This window comes from Sinorhizobium glycinis (assembly GCF_001651865.1).
GTDB lineage: Bacteria > Pseudomonadota > Alphaproteobacteria > Rhizobiales > Rhizobiaceae > Sinorhizobium > Sinorhizobium glycinis.
The window spans coordinates 189,618-207,416 of sequence record NZ_LPUX01000060.1; the positions used below are offsets into that span (position 1 = coordinate 189,618).

Sequence of the window (17,799 nt, forward strand, 5' to 3'; positions counted from 1 at the left end):
ATGGAGAAACAGCCACCCTCCTCGCCCGCACGCCAGCGGCTCGACAAGTGGCTGTTCTTCGCCCGGCTGATCAAGTCGCGCTCGCTCGCCCAGAAGGCGATCGAGGCCGGCCACGTGGCGGTCAACGGCGCACGGACGACGCAGTCGTCGGCGCAGGTCAAGGCGGGCGACACGCTGGAGCTTTCGCTCGAACGCCGCGACCTCGTCGTGCGGGTCCTGTTGCCGGGAACGCGGAGGGGTCCCTATGAAGAGGCGCGGCTGCTTTATGAAGATCTGACGCCGGAGTTGCCGCCCGGGCGCCGCACGCCTTTCGAACAGGCGACGCGCGAGCGCGGCGCCGGCCGGCCGACGAAGCGGGAGCGGCGCGTGACCGACCGGCTCAAGCCCGACTTCGACGATGACGATTAGAGCCTCGCGCGATCTGCGTGACCATCGCGAGCTTCAGGATGCCGTCGCCGGCGCCGGCGGCTGCGTCAGGACGGGGCCGCCCACCAAGTTTGGATGCTTCGATCCGATCCCGCGGCGATGCTGCAAAACTCTGCCCTTTTCGCGGCAAAACGCGCGTGGATTATTCTTGCAAAGGCCGCCCAAAGCCGTTACGTCACAAGCCATATTGCAGCGCCATGCGCCTGAACGGGCACACAAAGGTCGCTGCAGGAATTTGAACTGCTGCATGGCTTTATCCTTCAATCGGCAGCGATTTAAGGAACCATGCAGGAGGTGGCATTTGGGGTTTGCTTCGGCAGCTATGCGCGACGAACATTCCTAGCATGCACGGACGATCGAGCATCACCGTCTGCCGCCAGATGTGAGCATTGGCTGGAGTACTTCATGACGTATGTCGTGACCGACAATTGCATTCGCTGCAAGTACACGGACTGTGTGGAAGTCTGCCCGGTGGATTGCTTCTATGAGGGCGAGAACTTTCTCGTCATCCATCCGGACGAGTGCATCGATTGCGGCGTGTGCGAACCGGAATGTCCTGCCGGGGCGATCAAGCCGGACACCGAGCCGGGCCTTGATATGTGGTTGAAATTGAACGCTGATTTCGCCACCCAGTGGCCCAACATCACCGTCAAGCGGGACCCGCTCCCGGAGGCCAAGGAGATGGACGGCGTCGAAGGGAAATTCGAGCAGTATTTCTCCGAGAAGCCCGGACAGGGCGACTGAAACGCGGCCGCCCGGTTCGTCGCGGCTGACGCAGGACTGATAAGGGCGATGCCGGAAATCTGGGGAAATCCCGCCGCCGCCTCGCAGGTGCGAGCATGGTGACTTGAACGTTGCCATGCAGCAAATTATTGATTTCCGCTCTTTTTTGTGATAGGTTCCACGCACTGATCCACAGAAGGGTGCCTTTGCGCGCCCGAAAACCAGCACGAAAGCAAATCGATTTTCACGGCGCGGCACTTTCAAGATATGCAACGTTCCGTTGCTTGTGACTGCGACGCCAGAAGCCGTTTGCGTTTCGTTGGACGGACCAGGATTGACCCCACCCGGCGGTATCCCCGTCTATCCGGGCCTCACGACCCGGCCCGGCCGATTGAGGCCGGTGCGCACTAGGGAGTGTTTGAAACGAATGACGACCCAGCAGAAAAAATCTTCAACGCGCCAAGGCTTCAAGACCGGTGAATCGATCGTTTATCCGGCTCATGGCGTTGGTCAGATCGTGGCGATTGAGGAGCAGGAAGTCGCCGGCATGAAGCTCGAGCTTTTTGTCATCGATTTCGAGAAGGACAAGATGCGTCTCAAGGTTCCGGTGGCCAAGGCCGTCAGCATCGGCATGCGCAAGCTGTCCGAAACCGATTTCGTCGACCGCGCATTGAAGGTTGTGCAGGGCAAGGCACGCGTGAAGCGGACAATGTGGTCGCGTCGCGCCCAGGAATACGATGCAAAGATCAATTCCGGTGATCTCATTTCCATCGCGGAAGTGGTGCGCGATCTCTATCGCGCGGAAAATCAGCCGGAACAGTCCTATTCCGAGCGCCAGCTCTATGAAGCCGCTCTCGACCGCATGGCGCGCGAAATCGCTGCCGTGAACAAGATGTCGGAAACGGAAGCCGTGCGCCTCGTCGAAGCCAATCTGAACAAGGGGCCGAAGCGCGGCAAGGCCATCGAAGAAGACGATACGCAGGACGAGGCCGCCTAACCGGCAGCGGCGGCGAACGCTTCGACCAGAATTCAGCAAATTGGATCAAGGCCCGGCCGCAGCGCCGGGCCTTTTTCTTTGCTCGGCCGGGCCTTTTTCTTTGCTCGAGTGTCTCGCGCACATGAGTTTCGTCGCCGCCAGCTCCGGGCGACGGGTGCAGGGTAGGCATCCCTGCAATCTAAAATCGTCATCACACGTGGGAACTTTTTCGACCCTGCGCACGTTTCTCGTTCACGGGACCGGCCTGCGCCTGCGTCCCGCGCGATCCGTCTCAGGTTCGTATTCTTCGATTTAGGGCACTGCCTGAATTCGTCAAGCAGCGCCGGCCGCCTTTCAACCGACCGCCGCGACGGGCGTTCGGCTCTTCTAGATCAACAATGTTGGCGTTCGGCGCCAGCCAGGGAGCAATCGATGAAGACCCTCACAGCAGACAGGCGTTTGATCAAGATTGCAATGGATGCCCCCTATCTCGAGCGCGACGAGGAGCATGCGCTGGCTGAGGCCTGGCGGAACGACCACGACCAGGAAGCCCGCAACAAGATCGCCATGTCGCATATGCGGCTGGTGATCGCGATGGCGGCCAAGTTCCGCAGCTTCGGCCTGCCGATGGGCGATCTGGTCCAGGAGGGGCATATCGGGCTGCTGGAAGCGGCGGCACGCTTCGAGCCGAGCCGTGAGGTCCGCTTCTCGACCTACGCCACCTGGTGGATCCGCGCATCGATGCAGGATTTCGTGCTGCGCAACTGGTCGATCGTCAGGGGCGGCACCAGCTCGGCACAGAAGGCGCTGTTCTTCAACTTGCGCCGGTTGCGGGCGCGCCTCGCCCAGGGCGACCGGCAACTTACATCGCTGGCGATGCATGAGGAGATCGCCGCCGCCCTGGGCGTCAGCCTCGCCGATGTGCAGACCATGGATGCCCGTCTCTCCGGCAACGACGCGTCGCTGCAGGCGCCGGTCGGGCACGGCGAAGCCGATGGCGGTGCGAGGCTCGATTTCCTTCCGAGCGATGCGCCACTTCCAGACGAGCAGGTGAGCGACATGATCGACGGCGAGCGGGCCCGCCGCTGGCTGCAGACCGCCCTGACGCAGCTTACCGAGCGCGAGATGAAGATCATCCGCGCGCGCCGCCTGTCGGAGGACGGGGCCACCCTGGAGGAGCTCGGCCTCGCGCTGGGCATCTCCAAGGAGCGCGTTCGGCAGATCGAAACCCGAGCACTGGAAAAGCTGAGGGCGGCGCTGGCTGCAAAGGCGCCGGCACTGACCGCCGCCATGCACTGATCGCCGGCTGAGGCCGTTATTGGGCGCTCGTTCCTGCGTCCTCAAGCGTCGTCAAAATTCGATAGGCGGCCTTCACCCGTGCCGGAATGGGATAGGCCCTGTTGGCTAGGATGACGACGCCAATCCGTTCGGCGGGAACAAAGGCGGCATAGGCGCCAAATCCGCTCGTCGAGCCCGTCTTGTTGATCAGTACGTTCTCCCGAGGCGCCAGCGGCGGATCGTGCCTCGTGACCTTGTTGGGCTTGAAGCTGACCTCGGGCGAATTTCCCGCCAGCAACTGGTCAAGAGCAACCGGATGGGCATACATCTCCCATCCAAGCCCTTGTGTCATGTCACCGACACTGAAGTAACCGATGTGCGTTGCGGCGATCGCCTGCCGGGGCGCCTCATCGAGCGCCGCGCCGCCCATATTTGCCTCGACGAAACGGATCAGATCGGCGGCCGTCGTCTTGACGCCATAGGCTTCCGAATCGAGCACGCCGGGATTCACCCGGACCGGCTTGCCGGCTTTCGAATAGCCATGGGCGTAGTCGTCCATCCGATCTTCCGGCACGCTGATATGGGTCTCGGTCAGGCCGAGGGCCGGAAAGAGCGTCTTTTCCATGAGAGCGTCGAAGGGCTCTCCCATGCCTTTGGCGGCAAGGTAGCCGAACAGGCCGATGCTGGGGTTTGAATAGAGCCTGTGAGTGCCGGGAGCGTAGTCCGGCCGCCAGCCTTTGAAATAGGCGATCATCTCTTTCTGGTTCGTGACCGAGGCCGGGAACTGCAGAGGCAGGCCGCCGGCCGAATAGGTGGCGAGGTCGAGAAGGCTGATCTCCTCGAAGCGGCTTCCGGCGAGCGCCGGCAGGTGCTTGCTGGCCCTATCAGAGAGGGACAGGTTCCCCCGCGCTTCGCCGTAGGCGGCGAGAGTCGCCGTAAAGGTCTTGCTGATGGAGCCGATCTCGAAAAGCGTCTCGTCGCCGACTTTCCGGCCGGTTTCTTTCGAAGCGATGCCGTAATTGAAGACGTATCGTCTCCCCTCGACAGTTACTGCGACAGCCATTCCAGGAATGTCGTATTCCTTCATCACCGGGCGGACCGCCTCGTCAACGACGCGCCCAATGCTTTCTCCGTCGTCGCCGGCAATCGCCTGGGTGCATGCACCGCTGAAAAGAGAAAGGCCCGCAACGACTGCAAGCGTCTGAAAGTGCTTGTTTTTCATGCTGTTCTATCCCGTCGAATGACCGTGAGTAGCTACCGCATGTTTCCGTAAATCGTAGCCGAATTAAGGACAAAACAGGCAGCAATTCAAAGTTGCTACGGCGGGAGGCGCGTTGCATGGAAGACGAGGAAAGAGCACCGGCCGGGGGGAGGCGATCACCTATTCGGAGATGATCTTCACCTTGTCGCCGGGCCTGACGGTCGAGGTGACCTGCATGGCGTTGATGAGCCGGAAAAGGTCGAGCTTCCGGTCCGTTCCCATCATTCGCGCCGCCAATGTGGAGATCGTGTCGCCCGGCCGCACCGTGACCACCCTGACCCGCAGCGGCCTCAAGGATTGAACTTCGTTCGGCGACATGCGCCGGAAGGAACTGCGCAGCTGGCTCGCCGTCGCTTCGAGCGCGGTCGATCCCTTGGGAACCGCGGTCAGGAAGCGGTAAATGCGGTCTCCGATGCGGATGACGGTCACATCGAAATCCCAGCGGTCGGCGGAGGCCCGCGCTGTCGCGGCTTCGAGGCCGTTGATGGCAATGGGGCGGATCGTGTCGGGCTGCAGGCCGGTCACCCAGCCGCTTGCGATGTAGTCTGTCAGATTTCGGCGGGCAGTGTCGGCAATACCGTCGAAGCGGATGGCGACTTCGCCCGGTCCGGTGGCAAGCACGGCTTCGGCCTTGTTGTCGATCTGGAAGCCTTGAGGGACGTCGAAGCGTATGCCGAGCTGGCCGTGCAGGAAGGTCTGCCCGCGGACATAGCCTTCCTCGGGGCTGTCGCCATAGAGCAGCCCGTCGATGCCGGCGAGATAATAATCACGGCCGCGGTCGCCGCTCGTTCCTTCGGGGCCGAAGGCGCGGGCATGCCGGCGCGCGAGTTCGACGCGCTGCGGCGCGTTCGGGTGGCTCGACAGGAAGTCGAGGCTCTGGTCGGCTTCGGGATCGACCGCGCTGAAGCGGCTGAAAGCGGCCATCGAGTCCAGGAAGCGCGCGGCGGCGTAGGCATCGTAGCCGGCTTCGCCGAGCATCCGGACCCCGATTACGTCGGCCTGCAGTTCCTGGTTGCGCGAGAAGGCCGCAAGCCGCAGCTTGCCGCGGGCGAGCGCCTGCTTGCCGGCAAGGTTGGAGGACAGCACTTCGGAGACGACGCGGCTGGCGATCACCTCGGCCTCCTCGCGCTGCTGACGCTGGATGCCGTGATTGGCGGTGACATGCGCCATTTCATGCGAAAGCACGGCGGCCACTTCCGAGGCATCGTTGGCAAGCGCCAGCAGGCCGCGCGTGACATAGAGGTAGCCGCCGGGCAGCGCAAAGGCATTGATTGCCGGGGAATTGAGGATGGTGATGCGGTAGGACTGCTGCGGGTTTTCCGAAACCGCGGTCAGCGCGCCGGTGATGCGGGCGACGAGCCGTTCCGTCCTGGCGTCCTTGTATTCGCCGCCGTAGCTCGCGACGATGCGCGGATGCTCGCGCGCGCCGAGCTGGGCGCGCGGATCGTTCTTCTGCACCTCCTCGACGATCTGCGGGTTGGAGGAGGGGGAGACGGCGGGCTCGTAGGTCTGCTCGATGATCGACTGGCAGGCGGAAAGAAGGCCGAACGACGACAGCGCAACCAAAGCGCGCAGCGCCATGCCGCCGTGCCGCGTCGGAAACCAGCCTTTTGTGACTGTCTGCCTCGTCATTCCTCAGCCCGTTCCATCCGCCGATCCGCTCTGCGCCAGCGTCGAAAAATCCTACTTTTTCAGCCGCATAAGGGCGCCGACACCGGTTTTTTCAGCCTCAACTCTGCTGTATCGATTTAAGCGCCGCCTGCCTAGCTGATCCCGGTAGAAATTGTTGCCCCGTGGTATCACGGCAACGGATGCGCGAGTAACGCGCACATCCCGCCGGACGTTCCGCGCGTCGCACAACGCGGCGGTCAAATTGTGGCGAACCGCGCATTGTCCAAAAATACTGCCGCGGTGCCCGGATCGATTGAGATGACAAGATCGAAGGACGCTCATTCGTCTCACCGGATCTCGTCGTTTCCAAGAAACCGGTTGATCGCCGCGAGATCGCGCCGGGCGAGAAATCGATCCAGGGCGTCATGGGCGACGATACGCCCCTGATCGAGGAAAAGCACGCCGTCGGCGAGGTCCTTCACGTCATCGGGATGATGCGTGATCATCAGGATGGTATTGCCTTCCTCGCCATGGAGATCGACGATGAGGTCGCGCATCTCGGCGCGCATGCCGGGGTCGAGCGCCGCGAAGGGCTCGTCGAGCAGCAACAGCGGCCGGTGCCGCACCAGCGCGCGGGCAACCGCCACCCGCTGGCGCTCGCCGCCGGAAAGCGTCGGCGGCAGTCTCTTGCCGAAACCGGCGAGCCCGACCCGCGCCAGCGCCTCGTCGATCCTGCCGCGGTCGGACGCGTCGAGGCTGAGCGAGGGACTGATTCCGAAGCCGACATTCGTCGCGACATCGAGATGAGCGAAAAGATTGTTTTCCTGGAAAATCACGGATACGGGCCGCTCGGCCGGCATGCGCCCGGCCATGTCTTCGCCGAAGATCAGCACTTCGCCCGCCTCCGGCGTCTCGAAGCCGGCGACCACGTTGAAAAGCGTCGATTTTCCCGAGCCCGAGGCGCCGACAACGGCGACGATCTGCCCGGCCGGAACAGCGCAATCGAATGCCAGCGCGGTCGTCTCGAAGCGCAGCTTGACGTCCTTGAGCGACAGGGCGAGCGAAGTCATGCGCTTCGTCCTTCCGGCGGCTTCTCTCCCGCCGTGCCGAGCATCGTCAGGACGAGGCAGATGAGCCCCAGCAGCAGGGCAAGCCCGGCCGCGTCGGCGGTGCGGTAGCTGCCCATGCGGCTATAGAGCAGCCAGGGCAGCGTCGCGAGATCCTGCGAACCGAAGAGGGCGACCGCGCCGAGATCGCCGAGCGACAGCGCCAGCGCAAAGGAGAGGGCCATCAGCAGAGGCTTGCGCAGCGACGGCCAGTCGATCCATCGCAAGCGATGGAGACCAGCAATGCCCAGGCTGGCGGCGAGGCGCTCGGTGCGGGCGGCATGGGTCGCCATGGCCGGGGCGAGGACGCGGTGGACGAAAGGCAGCGCCATCAGCGCATTGATGGCGACGACGACAAAGGGGGCAAAGCGGGCGACATCGCCGAGCGGCCGGACGAGCAGGAACCAGCCGGCACCGAGCACGACGGGCGGGACGAGCAAGATCAAGGAGGTGCTGGCACCGACCGTGCCGGCAAACAGGCGGGCCGGCATTCCACGGTGCCGCCGGGCCAGGACCAGCCGTTGTGCGCGGATCATCAGCGCGGCCATGGCCACGGAAATGGCGGCCGAGGGAAGGGCAATGGCGGCGCTGGTGGCAAGTGCCCGATGGAACGCCGGTTCCCCGACGAGGCGGCGCAGATCCGCCTGCAATCCCGACGTTGCAATGGCGATGAAGGGCAGGCCGACGAAGACGAGGGCGACTGCCAGCCAAGTCCCGTCGGCGAACCGCGAAAGCCTACTCAGGCCATCGAAACGTCGGATCACCCGGCCGCTCGTCTCGCCTTCCTCGGGGGACGGGGCGAGAAACTTCAAAACGAGAAGCAGCGTGGCCGTCAGCACGACCTGCAGGGCGGAAAGGGCGATCGCCCGCGGCGGATCGAAATCGAAGCGCAGGGCCTGGTAGATGGCCACCTCGATCGTGCTTGCAGCCGGGCCGCCGCCAAGCGTCAGCACCAGCGTGAAGCTGGTGGCGCAGAGCATGAAGACGAGGCCGGCAATGCCTGGCAGCAGTCCCCGGATCGCCGGCCATTCGACGAAGCGGAAGATGGCAAGTGAGCCCATGCCGAGATTGGCGGCGGTGCGCCAGTATTCGCCGGGAATGCGCTCGAGCCCGGCAAGCATGAGCCGCGCCGCAAGCGGCATATTGAAGAAGACGTGGGCAAGGAGGATGCCGAACAGGCCGTAGACGCTGATCGGCTGCTGCAGGCCCAATGCCGTGAGTCCTTTGTTCAAGAAGCCTTGCCGGCCCCAGATCTCGATGAGGCCGAGCGCAGCAACGAGAGCCGGCAGGCCGAGCGGCAAGGCCATCAGCCGCAGCAGCCAGATCCGGCCGGGGAAAGCCGCTTGGCGTGCCAGAGCGCGCGAGACGGGTATGGCGAAGAGGATCGACAGGCCCGTCGAGAGGCCTGCCTGCAGCAGCGTGAAGCGGGTAACGCGCCAGATATAGGCGTCGAACAGGCCGTTGGCGCCGCTTTCACCGGACTGCGCGAGCAGCGCGGCGCCCGCCAGGCCGACGAAAAGCAGGATGCCGCCGAGGCAGAAGGCCGCGGCGGCGATCGTCATCCTGTTTTCGCTGGCGCCAAACAAGCCCGCCTCAGTTCTTGCTCATCGCAGCAAGCCATTCATCGATCCAGGCCTTGCGGTTGGCGGCAACCTCTTCGGAAGGCATGAGGAAGGTCTTTTCCGGAGTGACGAGCTTGCCGAAGGCCTCCGGCAGCGGCTCCATGGTGGCGCCGACCGGCATCATCCAGTTGGTGGTCGGAATGATCGACTGGAATTCCGGGCCGGTCATGAAGGCGAGGAACTTGCGGGCGAGTTCCGGCTCCTTCGTGTTCTTCGTCAGGCCGGCCACTTCGATCTGAATGTAGTGACCTTCGGCGAAAGGTGCTGCCTGATAACGGTCGGTGTTTTCCGAAACCATGTGGTAGGCGGGCGAGGTGGTATAGGAGAGCACCATCGGCGCCTCCCCCTTGGTGAACAGGCCATAGGCTTCGGACCAGCCGGGCGTTACCGTCAGCACGCGATCCTTGAGCTTGACCCAGGCCTCGCCGGCCTTGTCGCCATACACCGATTTCACCCAGAGAAGCAGGCCGAGACCGGGCGTCGAGGTGCGCGGATCCTCGATGACGATCTTCTGCGCCGGATCGCCTTCGACCAGGTCCTTGAGGCTCTTCGGCGGGTTCTTCAGCGTCTCGGTGTCGTAGATCACGGCGAAATGGCCGTAGTCATAGGGAATGAAGGTGTCGTCGGAAAAGCCGCCGGGAACCTTCACGTCCTTGGTGTCGACGCCATGCGGAGCAAAATAGCCGGTGGCCTTGGCCTCTGCGACGAGGTTGGTATCGAGGCCGAGAACGATGTCGGCCTTCGATCCCTCGCCCTCGAGCTTGAGACGCGTCAGCAACTCGACGCCGTCGGCCACGCCGACATAATTCAGCTTGCAGTCGCAGGTCTTTTCGAAGGCTTCGGCGACCTTGGCGCCCGGACCCCATTCGGTAATGAAGCTTTCATAAGTGTAGACCGTCAGCGTCTTTTCGGCAGCCACGGCGCTCGCTGAGAATGCGGCTGCAGCCAGCGTTGCGATGGCGAGCCGGCTAAGGATCTTGCGATGGAGTGAACTGGACATCTGGGCACCTCTCCCTGTTGTTGATGTTGCACGGGAAAAGCGCGTATCGGTCCGATCGCTTCTAATCCCTCCGCCGGTACAAGCCGGATCAGGTTCCGCGGGTTGGCTCGAAGCCTCTCAGCCGTCGGACCGAAACCGGCCTCAGGCACCCCGTTAGAGCAGCCAAGATTTAGCTTCCGACGACAACCAAGGCAAGCGGAGTTTCGGCCGAAGCATTGGCCCCAGGCGCCGCCTGCGCTAGTCAAGAGTTCCCGGAAGCCGGAAAGCTCTGGATTACAAACAACGGCGGCGGGTTTTGTTCGCCAAGCGAGGCCATTTCATGCCGGATATGCTCGTTCGCCTCTATGCCTTGCCGGAAGGCCGCGCCTCCCGGCTCGGTACCGAGGTCACCATTCGCCGAGCCCTCGCGGCCGAACGCAGGACCGTCGTCGCCTGGATCGAGGAACGGTTCGGTGCGCTCTGGGCTGGCGAGGCGGAAGCGGCCTTCTCCTCGACGCCAACGCGGATCCATATTGCGCTATGCAAGGGGGAACTTGCCGGCTTTGCCTGCCATGACGTCACGGCGCTCGGCTTCTTCGGTCCGACGGGCGTCGACGAAGCGATGCGCGGCCGGGGCATCGGAGAGGCATTGCTTCTCGAAAGCCTGTTCGCCATGCGCGCCGCCGGCTATGCCTATGCAATCATCGGCGGCGTCGGCCCGGCGGAATTCTATGCCCGCGCCGTCGGTGCGGTGGAGATTCCGGATTCGACGCCCGGCATCTATGCGGGCATGCTTTCGCCGGACGGAACGACGGGAACCTGAGCGGGGCGCGTTGGCAAGCGGCGATTGCAGGCCGAAAAGGCTTTCTGGCCTTTTCCTCGGGCGCCGCTTTGCGCTATGGGCTTCTGCCATGACGAGATCGACCTTCACCATTCTTCTCGGCGGCGCGCTCACCTTGACGGAGCGGCTGGCGGCGCAGCTTTCCGGCAGCCGGTTCATCGCGGCCGACGGCGGCATACGCCATGCGAAGGCGCTCGGGGTGAAGCCCGAGCTCTGGGTCGGCGACTTTGATTCGACCGATGAGGCGCTGTTCGCAGATTACGCCGATGTTCCGCGGGAGCGTTATCCGGCCGCCAAGAGCGCCACCGACGGCGAACTTGCCGTCGAGGCGGCACTCGCGCGCGGCGCGACGTCGCTTGTCTTTGCCGGGGCGCTCGGCGGCACCCGCAGCGACCATGCCTTCTTGCACCTCTTGCGGCTCGCGGCGCTTGCGCAAGAGGGACACGCCGCCTTCATGACCTCCGGCGAGGAGGAGGCCTATCCGCTGATGCCGGGCGTCGGTGAGATCGACCTGCCGAAGGGCAGCCTGTTCTCGATCCTCGGCTTCACCGACCTTTCTGGCCTGTCGATCGAAAACGCCCGCTATCCGCTCGACGACTTCGCGCTGCCTTTCGGTTCCTCCCGGACGATTTCCAACGTTGCCGAAGGTCCGGTTCGCTTTTCCCTGAAATCCGGCCGGGCGGTGGTTCTCGCCCGGCCCTACGATCTTTCCGGAGCCTGACGCCTTGGCGCCCCCCATCCTGAAGCTTGACGACATCTTCCTGACCTTCGGCGGCACGCCGCTTCTTGCCGGCGCCAACCTGCAGGTCGAGCCCGGCGACCGCATCTGCCTCGTCGGCCGCAACGGCTCGGGCAAGTCGACGCTGATGAAGATCGCCGCGGGCCTTGCCGAGCCGCAGTCCGGCGAGATCTTCCGGCATCCTTCGGTGACGATCCGCTATCTGCACCAGGCCCCGGATTTCGACGGCTACGACACCGTGCAGGCCTATGCGGAGGCGGGCCTCGGCCCCGGCGACGATCACTACCGCGTCACCTACCTGCTGCAGCATCTGGGTTTGACCGGTGAGGAGGATCCGAAGCGGCTTTCCGGCGGCGAGGCGCGCCGCGCGGCGCTCGCCCGCGTGCTGGCGCCGGAGCCCGACATCCTGCTTCTCGACGAGCCGACCAACCATCTCGACCTGCCGACGATCGAATGGCTGGAAGACGAGCTCATCCGCAGCCGCTCGGCCCTCGTGCTGATCTCGCACGACCGGCGTTTTCTCGAGAAGGTCTCGACGGCCACGGTTTGGCTCGACCGCGGCCAGTCGCGGCGGCTCGACCGCGGCTTTGCCCATTTCGAAGCCTGGCGCGACGAGGTGCTGGAGGCGGAGGAGCTCGAACAGCACAAGCTCGGCAAGGCGATCGAACGCGAGGAGCACTGGCTGCGCTACGGCGTCACGGCGCGCCGCAAGCGCAACATGCGCCGCCTCGGCGAGTTGCAGGATATGAGGGCCCGCTATCGCGGCCACAAGGGCCCGCAGGGCACGATCCAGGCGACTGTCGCCGATGCCAGGGAATCCGGCAAGCTGGTCATCGAGGCGGAAAAGATCACCAAGGCCTATGGCGAGCGGACGATCGTCGCGCCCTTCTCGATCCGCGTGCATCGCGGTGACCGGATCGGCCTCGTCGGGCCGAACGGCGCCGGCAAGACGACGCTGCTCAAGCTTCTGACCGGGCAGCTCGGGCCGGATTCGGGGACAGTAAAACTCGGCACAAATCTGGAGATGGCCACGCTCGACCAGAAGCGCGAGGACCTGAACCTCGACGAGACGCTGGCGCATTATTTGACCGACGGGCGCGGCGAGACGCTGCTCGTCAATGGCGAACAGCGCCACGTCACCGGCTACATGAAGGAATTCCTCTTCCAGCCGGAACAGGCGCGCACGCCGATCAGCGAACTTTCCGGCGGCGAGCGGGCCCGCCTGATCCTCGCCCGCATCCTGGCGCGCTCGACCAACCTCCTGATCCTCGACGAGCCGACCAACGATCTCGACATCGAGACGCTCGACCTCTTGCAGGAGATCGTCGCCGGCTTTGCCGGAACGGTGATCCTCGTCAGCCACGACCGCGATTTTCTTGACCGCACCGTGACCTCGACCATCGCGCCGGCCAATCCGGAGGCGCCGGACGGCCGCTGGATCGAATATGCCGGCGGCTATTCCGACATGATGGCGCAACGCCGCGGCGCGATCGAGGAGCGGCGCAAGTCTGAAAAGGCCGAGCGGGCAAAAGCGAACGATGCGCCCGGCGAAGCGGCCGAACCGCAGAAGGCCAAGGGCAAGCTCTCCTACAAGCAGAAATTCGCGCTCGAAAACCTGCCGAAGGAGATCGCCAAGGCGGAAGCCGAGATCGCCAGGCGCGAAGAGAAGATGCACGATCCGGCACTCTTTGCCCGGGACCCCAACGGTTTCGGCAAACTCGCCGCCGAGCTCGAGAAGCTTAAGGAGGGTCTGGCGCGGATGGAGGAGGAGTGGCTGGAGCTCGAAATGCTGCGCGAGGAGCTCGAGGGCTGAGGCGTCCGAGAAAAGCCCCTCCCCAACCCCTCCCCACAAGGGGGAGGGGCTTAGAATGCCGCGCGTGCCCGCTCCATTCCGACGGTTTTGCGGGCTCGGACCCTTCCAAATGACGGAGCCGACCGCCACGGGGCGCCTTGCCCCTCCCTTGTGGGGAGGGGTTGGGGAGGGGAAATGATGCAGCGCCTGCATTGAACCGACCGGGTAAATATGATAAGAAAACCTTATTAATTTCCCTGTGAACGGTCCAGATGCCCAGAAAACTCGAATCCGACACGATCGGATTGCTGCTCACCGATGTCTCGCGCCTGCTGCGCGGTGCCTTCGACCGCAAGGTCAATGCGATGGCGCTCGGGATCACGCCCGGAGAGGCGCGCGCGCTGATCCAGGTGGCCGTGACCGAGGGCATCAAGCAGGCGGAAATCGCCACGCGCATGGGGATCGAACCGATGACGCTATCGGCTTATCTCGATCGCCTCGAAGCGCTCGGGCTCGTCGCGCGCGTGCCTGACCCGGCCGACCGGCGGGCCAAGAATGTCGTCATCACCGACAGGGCCGATCCGCTGCTTGCCGAGCTGATGGTCGGCCTGCGCGAGATGATGAACGCCTATACCGAAGGCCTCGACGAGGAGGGCCGGGAACTGCTGCGCGCCAATCTTCGCATCCTGCGTGACAATCTTCGGCGCCTCGATCCTTGTCTTGCCGGCAAGGAGAAGGGGACGGTGGCATGACGCTCCGGATGAGCGAACGGCGCACGAGCATCATCGGCGCCTTCCTGGTGGCGCTCGGCCCCGTTTCCATGGCGCTCTATACGCCGGCCATGCCGGAGCTCGTCCGCGCCTTCGCGTCCAGCGAAGCGGCGATCAAGATGACGCTGTCGCTCTATTTCGGCGGCTTCGCCTTCGCCCAGCTCGTCTCCGGCACGCTCTCCGATGTCATCGGCCGGCGCCCGGCGACGCTGATCTTCATGGCGATCTATCTTGCCGGCAGCCTGATGGCGGCCTTTGCGCCATCCGTCGCCGTGCTGCTTGCAGGCCGGCTCGTGCAGGGGATCGGCGCGTCCGTCGGCATGACGGTGGCCCGGGCCATCGTCCGCGACCAGTTCACCGGCACTACGGCTGCCCGCATCATGAACATGATCGGTATGATGCTGGCGCTCGGTCCGGCGGTCTCGCCGACGCTCGGCGGCATCGCGCTCGGCCTTTTCGGCTGGCAGTCGATCTTCTTCCTGATGGTCGGCTTCGCGCTGATGGCCTGCTTTATCGTGCAGTTCTTCATGGCCGAGACGGTGACACCGGACCGCAGCAAGGGGCACCTCAAGCCAATCCTCGCCGCCTATCGCGAGCTGCTGACAGACGGCCGCTTCGTCTCTTCGACACTGGTGATCGCCGGCGCGGTCGGCGCGCTCTATGCCTGGGCGACCATGCTGCCCTTCGTGCTGATCAGCGCGGTCGGCCTGACACCGACCGAGTTCGGTGTCGGCATGCTGATGCAGTCCGGCCTGTTCTTTTCCGGCACGGTGACCGTGCGGCTCCTGATGCGGCGCTTCACGCCGCAGGCCTTGGTGCCGGCCGGCCTCGCTTTCATCGGCCTGGCGAGCCTCATCCTTGGCTTCGCGATGCATGTGCTGCAACCAAGCTTTCTCGCGGTGATGATCCCGATCGGCATCTACGCTTTCGGGATCGCCTTCGTCATGCCCTACATGATGACGGCTGCGATGGCGCCCTTCCCGCATATCGCCGGTACGGCATCGGCAATGATGGGCTTCATCCAGATGGGCTCCGGTCTCCTCGGCGGTGCGCTGGCCGCCCTCGTCGGCGCCCCGGCGCTGGCGCTCGGAACGATCATCCCGGGTTTCGGCGTCATCTCCATAGCAAGCTATGTCTGGTATTGCCGGACCGTCCGGCTGCGGCCGCTCGTTGCGCAGGTCGCCGTGGAAGCCCCGCTTCGCGACGCGGCGGAGTAGAGCGGGCGATCGAAAGTATGCGCGGTTCCCGCAAACGCCCAGCGTTATTCGTGTCTCGGGCGTCGACACCCCCCTCTGCCCTGCCGGGCATCTCCCCCACAAGGGGGGAGATCGGCAAGACGCGAGCTCTACGCTTCACCGTCCCGACAGCGTTAAATCCAGACTCTCTGCGCGAGAGGAGGTGCGGCAAATGCTTGCCCATTCTGCAGCACCGGTTGATCAGGAAAGCGTCGACGCTGGCCGATCTCCCCCCTTGCGGGGGAGATGCCCGGCAGGGCAGAGGGGGGTGTCGACGCCCGCTAACCAATGCTTGTCCGTCAAATCAAGCGAAAGCCGCGGCAGATCGCTCCGCCGCGGCTCCATCGAAAAAATGATCTCTTAACGATTGCGCGCCGCGAGCGTGCGCAGGCGCAGCGCGTTGAGCTTGATGAATCCTGCGGCATCCTTCTGGTCGTAGGCGCCCTGGTCGTCCTCGAAGGTGACCAGCTTGTCCGAATAGAGCGATTTCGGGCTCTCGCGGCCGATGACCATGACGTTGCCCTTGTAGAGCTTCAGCGTCACTTCGCCTTCCACATGCTCCTGGCTCCTGTCGATCGCCGCCTGCAGCATCTCGCGCTCCGGCGAGAACCAGAAGCCGTAGTAGATGAGCTCGGCATAGCGCGGCATCAACTCGTCCTTGAGGTGCGCAGCGCCGCGGTCGAGCGTGATGCTCTCGATGGCGCGGTGGGCGGCGAGAAGGATGGTGCCGCCGGGGGTCTCGTAGACGCCGCGCGACTTCATGCCGACGAAGCGGTTCTCGACGAGGTCGAGGCGTCCAATACCGTTGTCGCGACCGTATTCATTGAGCTTGGCAAGCAGCGTCGCGGGCGACAGGCGCACGCCGTCGATCGAGACGGCATCGCCGCGCTCGAAGCCGACCTTGATGACGGTCGCCTGGTCGGGGGCCGCCTCCGGCGAAATAGTGCGCATATGGACGTATTCCGGCGCCTGCTGGGCCGGGTCCTCCAGCACCTTGCCTTCCGACGAGGAGTGCAGCAGGTTGGCGTCGACGGAGAAGGGTGCCTCGCCCTTCTTGTCCTTGGCGACCGGGATCTGGTGCTTCTCGGCGAATTCGAGCAGGTCGGTCCGGCTCTTGAACGACCAGTCGCGCCAGGGGGCGATGATCTTGATGTCGGGGTTCAGCGCATAGGCCGAGAGTTCGAAGCGGACCTGGTCGTTACCCTTGCCGGTCGCCCCATGGGCGATCGCGTCGGCGCCGGTTTTCCGGGCGATGTCGATCAGGTGCTTGGAGATCAGCGGGCGGGCGATAGAAGTGCCGAGCAGGTAGACGCCTTCATAGACCGCATTGGCGCGAAACATCGGGAAGACGAAGTCACGCACGAATTCTTCGCGCACGTCCTCGATGTAGATTTCCTTGATGCCGAGCATCTCGGCCTTCTTGCGGGCCGGCTCCAGCTCCTCGCCCTGGCCGAGGTCGGCGGTGAAGGTCACCACTTCGGCGCCCAGCTCCGTCTGCAGCCACTTGAGGATGATCGAGGTGTCGAGACCGCCGGAATAGGCGAGAACGACCTTCTTCACGTCTTTGTGCGATGCCATGATATCTGTCCGTGCTTTTCGGGGGCGGCGATGCCGCCGTGCAAAATCTGCGGCACTTTAGCCAGAACTCGAAGCGATACAAGCGGAACCAGCGGCATTCGGACGAATCTGCTGGCAAAAGCGGGTAGGCTTCGGTATCAGCAAAGACCAGCCGCCTGAGGAATAGCCATGGACTTCGTGCCCAGCCTGCCGACCCTCTTCGCCTTTGCCGCCGCGAGCCTGCTTCTCGCGGCAACGCCCGGACCCGACATGACGCTATCCATCAGCCGGGCGCTGGCGCAGGGCAAGAAGGCGGCCCTCTTCGTCGTGGTCGGCACCGGGCTTGGCATCGTCGTCCATACGCTGCTGGTCGCCTTCGGCATTTCGGCGCTGATCACCGCCTCGCCGGCCGCCTTCCTGGTCCTGAAGACGGGCGGCGCCGCCTATCTCCTGTGGCTGGCGATCCAGGCGATCCGCTACGGCTCCAGCCTATCGGTGACGAAGGTCACGGAGGCGAAGGGCTCGGCTCTTTCGAACATCGCGACTGGCTTCTCGGTCAACATCCTCAACCCGAAGGTCGTGATTTTCTTCATGACCTTCCTGCCGCAATTCGTCAGCGCCGACGATCCGGCGGTGACCGGCAAGCTCCTGTTCCTCGGCTTCTTCTTCATCGCCATCGGCATGCCGGTCAACGCACTGGTGGTGCTCGCCGCCGACTGGCTGGCGGCATGGCTGCAGCGCAACAAGCGGGTTATGCGGGCGATCGACTACAGCTTCGCCGGCGTGTTTTCCATTTTCGCGGTGAAGATTTTTCTGACGCAGGCGCGGTGAGACAAGTCCGGCGGGGTGCCCCTCATCTGCCTGCCGGCATCTTCTCCCCGCA

Annotated in this window: 16 protein-coding genes and 1 riboswitch; of the genes, 10 read left to right on the forward strand and 6 right to left on the reverse strand. The window is 64.1% G+C overall.

Translation table 11 applies throughout. The annotated features are described in order from the left end of the window. From AU381_RS14345 to AU381_RS14360, 4 genes are all read left to right on the forward strand, one after another. Nucleotides 1-408 carry an RNA-binding S4 domain-containing protein gene (locus AU381_RS14345; RefSeq protein ID WP_064242426.1) on the forward strand — a complete coding sequence of 136 codons (408 nt, stop codon included), beginning with the start codon at nt 1-3 and terminating at the stop codon, nt 406-408. Nucleotides 409-831: 423 nt separating this feature from the next. Then, nucleotides 832-1,170, forward strand: a complete 339-nt coding sequence (fdxA, locus tag AU381_RS14350) for a ferredoxin FdxA (protein WP_064242427.1) — start codon at nt 832-834, stop codon at nt 1,168-1,170. A 406-nt stretch (nt 1,171-1,576) separates the two neighbouring features. Beyond that, the gene (locus AU381_RS14355; RefSeq protein ID WP_034852776.1) at nt 1,577-2,146 is read left to right on the forward strand and encodes a CarD family transcriptional regulator; all 570 of its coding nucleotides are present in this window, start codon (nt 1,577-1,579) and stop codon (nt 2,144-2,146) included. 411 nt (nt 2,147-2,557) lie between these two features. Then, nucleotides 2,558-3,424 carry an RNA polymerase factor sigma-32 gene (locus tag AU381_RS14360; protein WP_064242428.1) on the forward strand — a complete coding sequence of 289 codons (867 nt, stop codon included), beginning with the start codon at nt 2,558-2,560 and terminating at the stop codon, nt 3,422-3,424. Between the two features lie 16 nt (nt 3,425-3,440). On the opposite strand, the gene ampC is transcribed toward AU381_RS14360, so the two are convergent. The 5 genes from ampC to thiB form a co-directional block, all read right to left on the reverse strand. Next, the gene (gene ampC, locus AU381_RS14365; RefSeq protein ID WP_064242429.1) at nt 3,441-4,625 is read right to left on the reverse strand and encodes a class C beta-lactamase; all 1,185 of its coding nucleotides are present in this window, start codon (nt 4,623-4,625) and stop codon (nt 3,441-3,443) included. Nucleotides 4,626-4,784: 159 nt separating this feature from the next. After that, nucleotides 4,785-6,245: a M48 family metalloprotease gene (locus AU381_RS14370; protein ID WP_483151400.1), complete on the reverse strand. Its 1,461-nt coding sequence runs from the start codon at nt 6,243-6,245 to the stop codon at nt 4,785-4,787. A 377-nt stretch (nt 6,246-6,622) separates the two neighbouring features. Continuing rightward, complete coding sequence (locus tag AU381_RS14375) at nt 6,623-7,345, reverse strand: thiamine ABC transporter ATP-binding protein (protein ID WP_064242431.1); 723 nt, start codon at nt 7,343-7,345, stop codon at nt 6,623-6,625. Continuing rightward, a complete protein-coding gene (gene thiP, locus AU381_RS14380) occupies nt 7,342-8,943 on the reverse strand; it encodes a thiamine/thiamine pyrophosphate ABC transporter permease ThiP (protein WP_064242432.1) in 1,602 nt (533 codons plus the stop codon). The genes AU381_RS14375 and thiP overlap by 4 nt, the downstream gene beginning before the upstream one ends. Nucleotides 8,944-8,974: 31 nt before the next feature. After that, nucleotides 8,975-10,003: a thiamine ABC transporter substrate binding subunit gene (gene thiB, locus AU381_RS14385; protein WP_064242433.1), complete on the reverse strand. Its 1,029-nt coding sequence runs from the start codon at nt 10,001-10,003 to the stop codon at nt 8,975-8,977. A gap of 48 nt (nt 10,004-10,051) precedes the next feature. Beyond that, nucleotides 10,052-10,166: riboswitch (TPP riboswitch) on the reverse strand. 156 nt (nt 10,167-10,322) lie between these two features. On the opposite strand from thiB, the gene AU381_RS14390 reads away from it, so the two are divergent. From AU381_RS14390 to AU381_RS14410, 5 genes are all read left to right on the forward strand, one after another. After that, nucleotides 10,323-10,805, forward strand: coding sequence for a GNAT family N-acetyltransferase (locus AU381_RS14390; RefSeq protein ID WP_064242646.1), 483 nt, complete (start codon nt 10,323-10,325; stop codon nt 10,803-10,805). 88 nt (nt 10,806-10,893) lie between these two features. Further along, nucleotides 10,894-11,544: a thiamine diphosphokinase gene (locus AU381_RS14395; RefSeq protein ID WP_064242647.1), complete on the forward strand. Its 651-nt coding sequence runs from the start codon at nt 10,894-10,896 to the stop codon at nt 11,542-11,544. A gap of 4 nt (nt 11,545-11,548) precedes the next feature. Continuing rightward, a complete protein-coding gene (locus AU381_RS14400) occupies nt 11,549-13,375 on the forward strand; it encodes an ABC-F family ATP-binding cassette domain-containing protein (RefSeq protein ID WP_064242434.1) in 1,827 nt (608 codons plus the stop codon). A 251-nt stretch (nt 13,376-13,626) separates the two neighbouring features. Continuing rightward, nucleotides 13,627-14,106 carry a MarR family winged helix-turn-helix transcriptional regulator gene (locus AU381_RS14405; protein ID WP_064242435.1) on the forward strand — a complete coding sequence of 160 codons (480 nt, stop codon included), beginning with the start codon at nt 13,627-13,629 and terminating at the stop codon, nt 14,104-14,106. Beyond that, entirely contained in the window at nt 14,103-15,341 is a 1,239-nt protein-coding gene (locus AU381_RS14410; protein ID WP_064242436.1) for a multidrug effflux MFS transporter, read from the forward strand. The genes AU381_RS14405 and AU381_RS14410 overlap by 4 nt, the downstream gene beginning before the upstream one ends. Nucleotides 15,342-15,719: 378 nt before the next feature. Here the strand turns inward: AU381_RS14410 and AU381_RS14415 are convergent, their stop codons facing one another. Beyond that, nucleotides 15,720-16,937, reverse strand: coding sequence for an argininosuccinate synthase (locus AU381_RS14415; protein ID WP_064242437.1), 1,218 nt, complete (start codon nt 16,935-16,937; stop codon nt 15,720-15,722). Between the two features lie 168 nt (nt 16,938-17,105). Between AU381_RS14415 and AU381_RS14420 the strand changes: the two genes are divergently transcribed. Continuing rightward, nucleotides 17,106-17,747, forward strand: coding sequence for a LysE family translocator (locus AU381_RS14420; RefSeq protein ID WP_064242438.1), 642 nt, complete (start codon nt 17,106-17,108; stop codon nt 17,745-17,747). Nucleotides 17,748-17,799: the final 52 nt, after the last annotated feature.

What these genes read in the sequence shown, in the direction of transcription:
- AU381_RS14345 (WP_064242426.1), top strand. Translation starts at nt 1, where the DNA reads ATGGAGAAACAGCCACCCTCCTCGCCCGCACGCCAGCGGCTCGACAAG.
- thiP (WP_064242432.1), bottom strand. Translation starts at nt 8,943, where the DNA reads ATGACGATCGCCGCCGCGGCCTTCTGCCTCGGCGGCATCCTGCTTTTC.
- thiB (WP_064242433.1), bottom strand. Translation starts at nt 10,003, where the DNA reads ATGTCCAGTTCACTCCATCGCAAGATCCTTAGCCGGCTCGCCATCGCA.
- AU381_RS14410 (WP_064242436.1), top strand. Translation starts at nt 14,103, where the DNA reads ATGACGCTCCGGATGAGCGAACGGCGCACGAGCATCATCGGCGCCTTC.
- AU381_RS14420 (WP_064242438.1), top strand. Translation starts at nt 17,106, where the DNA reads ATGGACTTCGTGCCCAGCCTGCCGACCCTCTTCGCCTTTGCCGCCGCG.
- AU381_RS14415 (WP_064242437.1), bottom strand. Translation starts at nt 16,937, where the DNA reads ATGGCATCGCACAAAGACGTGAAGAAGGTCGTTCTCGCCTATTCCGGC.
- AU381_RS14390 (WP_064242646.1), top strand. Translation starts at nt 10,323, where the DNA reads ATGCCGGATATGCTCGTTCGCCTCTATGCCTTGCCGGAAGGCCGCGCC.
- ampC (WP_064242429.1), bottom strand. Translation starts at nt 4,625, where the DNA reads ATGAAAAACAAGCACTTTCAGACGCTTGCAGTCGTTGCGGGCCTTTCT.
- AU381_RS14395 (WP_064242647.1), top strand. Translation starts at nt 10,894, where the DNA reads ATGACGAGATCGACCTTCACCATTCTTCTCGGCGGCGCGCTCACCTTG.
- fdxA (WP_064242427.1), top strand. Translation starts at nt 832, where the DNA reads ATGACGTATGTCGTGACCGACAATTGCATTCGCTGCAAGTACACGGAC.
- AU381_RS14370 (WP_483151400.1), bottom strand. Translation starts at nt 6,245, where the DNA reads ATGGCGCTGCGCGCTTTGGTTGCGCTGTCGTCGTTCGGCCTTCTTTCC.
- AU381_RS14355 (WP_034852776.1), top strand. Translation starts at nt 1,577, where the DNA reads ATGACGACCCAGCAGAAAAAATCTTCAACGCGCCAAGGCTTCAAGACC.
- AU381_RS14405 (WP_064242435.1), top strand. Translation starts at nt 13,627, where the DNA reads ATGCCCAGAAAACTCGAATCCGACACGATCGGATTGCTGCTCACCGAT.
- AU381_RS14360 (WP_064242428.1), top strand. Translation starts at nt 2,558, where the DNA reads ATGAAGACCCTCACAGCAGACAGGCGTTTGATCAAGATTGCAATGGAT.
- AU381_RS14375 (WP_064242431.1), bottom strand. Translation starts at nt 7,345, where the DNA reads ATGACTTCGCTCGCCCTGTCGCTCAAGGACGTCAAGCTGCGCTTCGAG.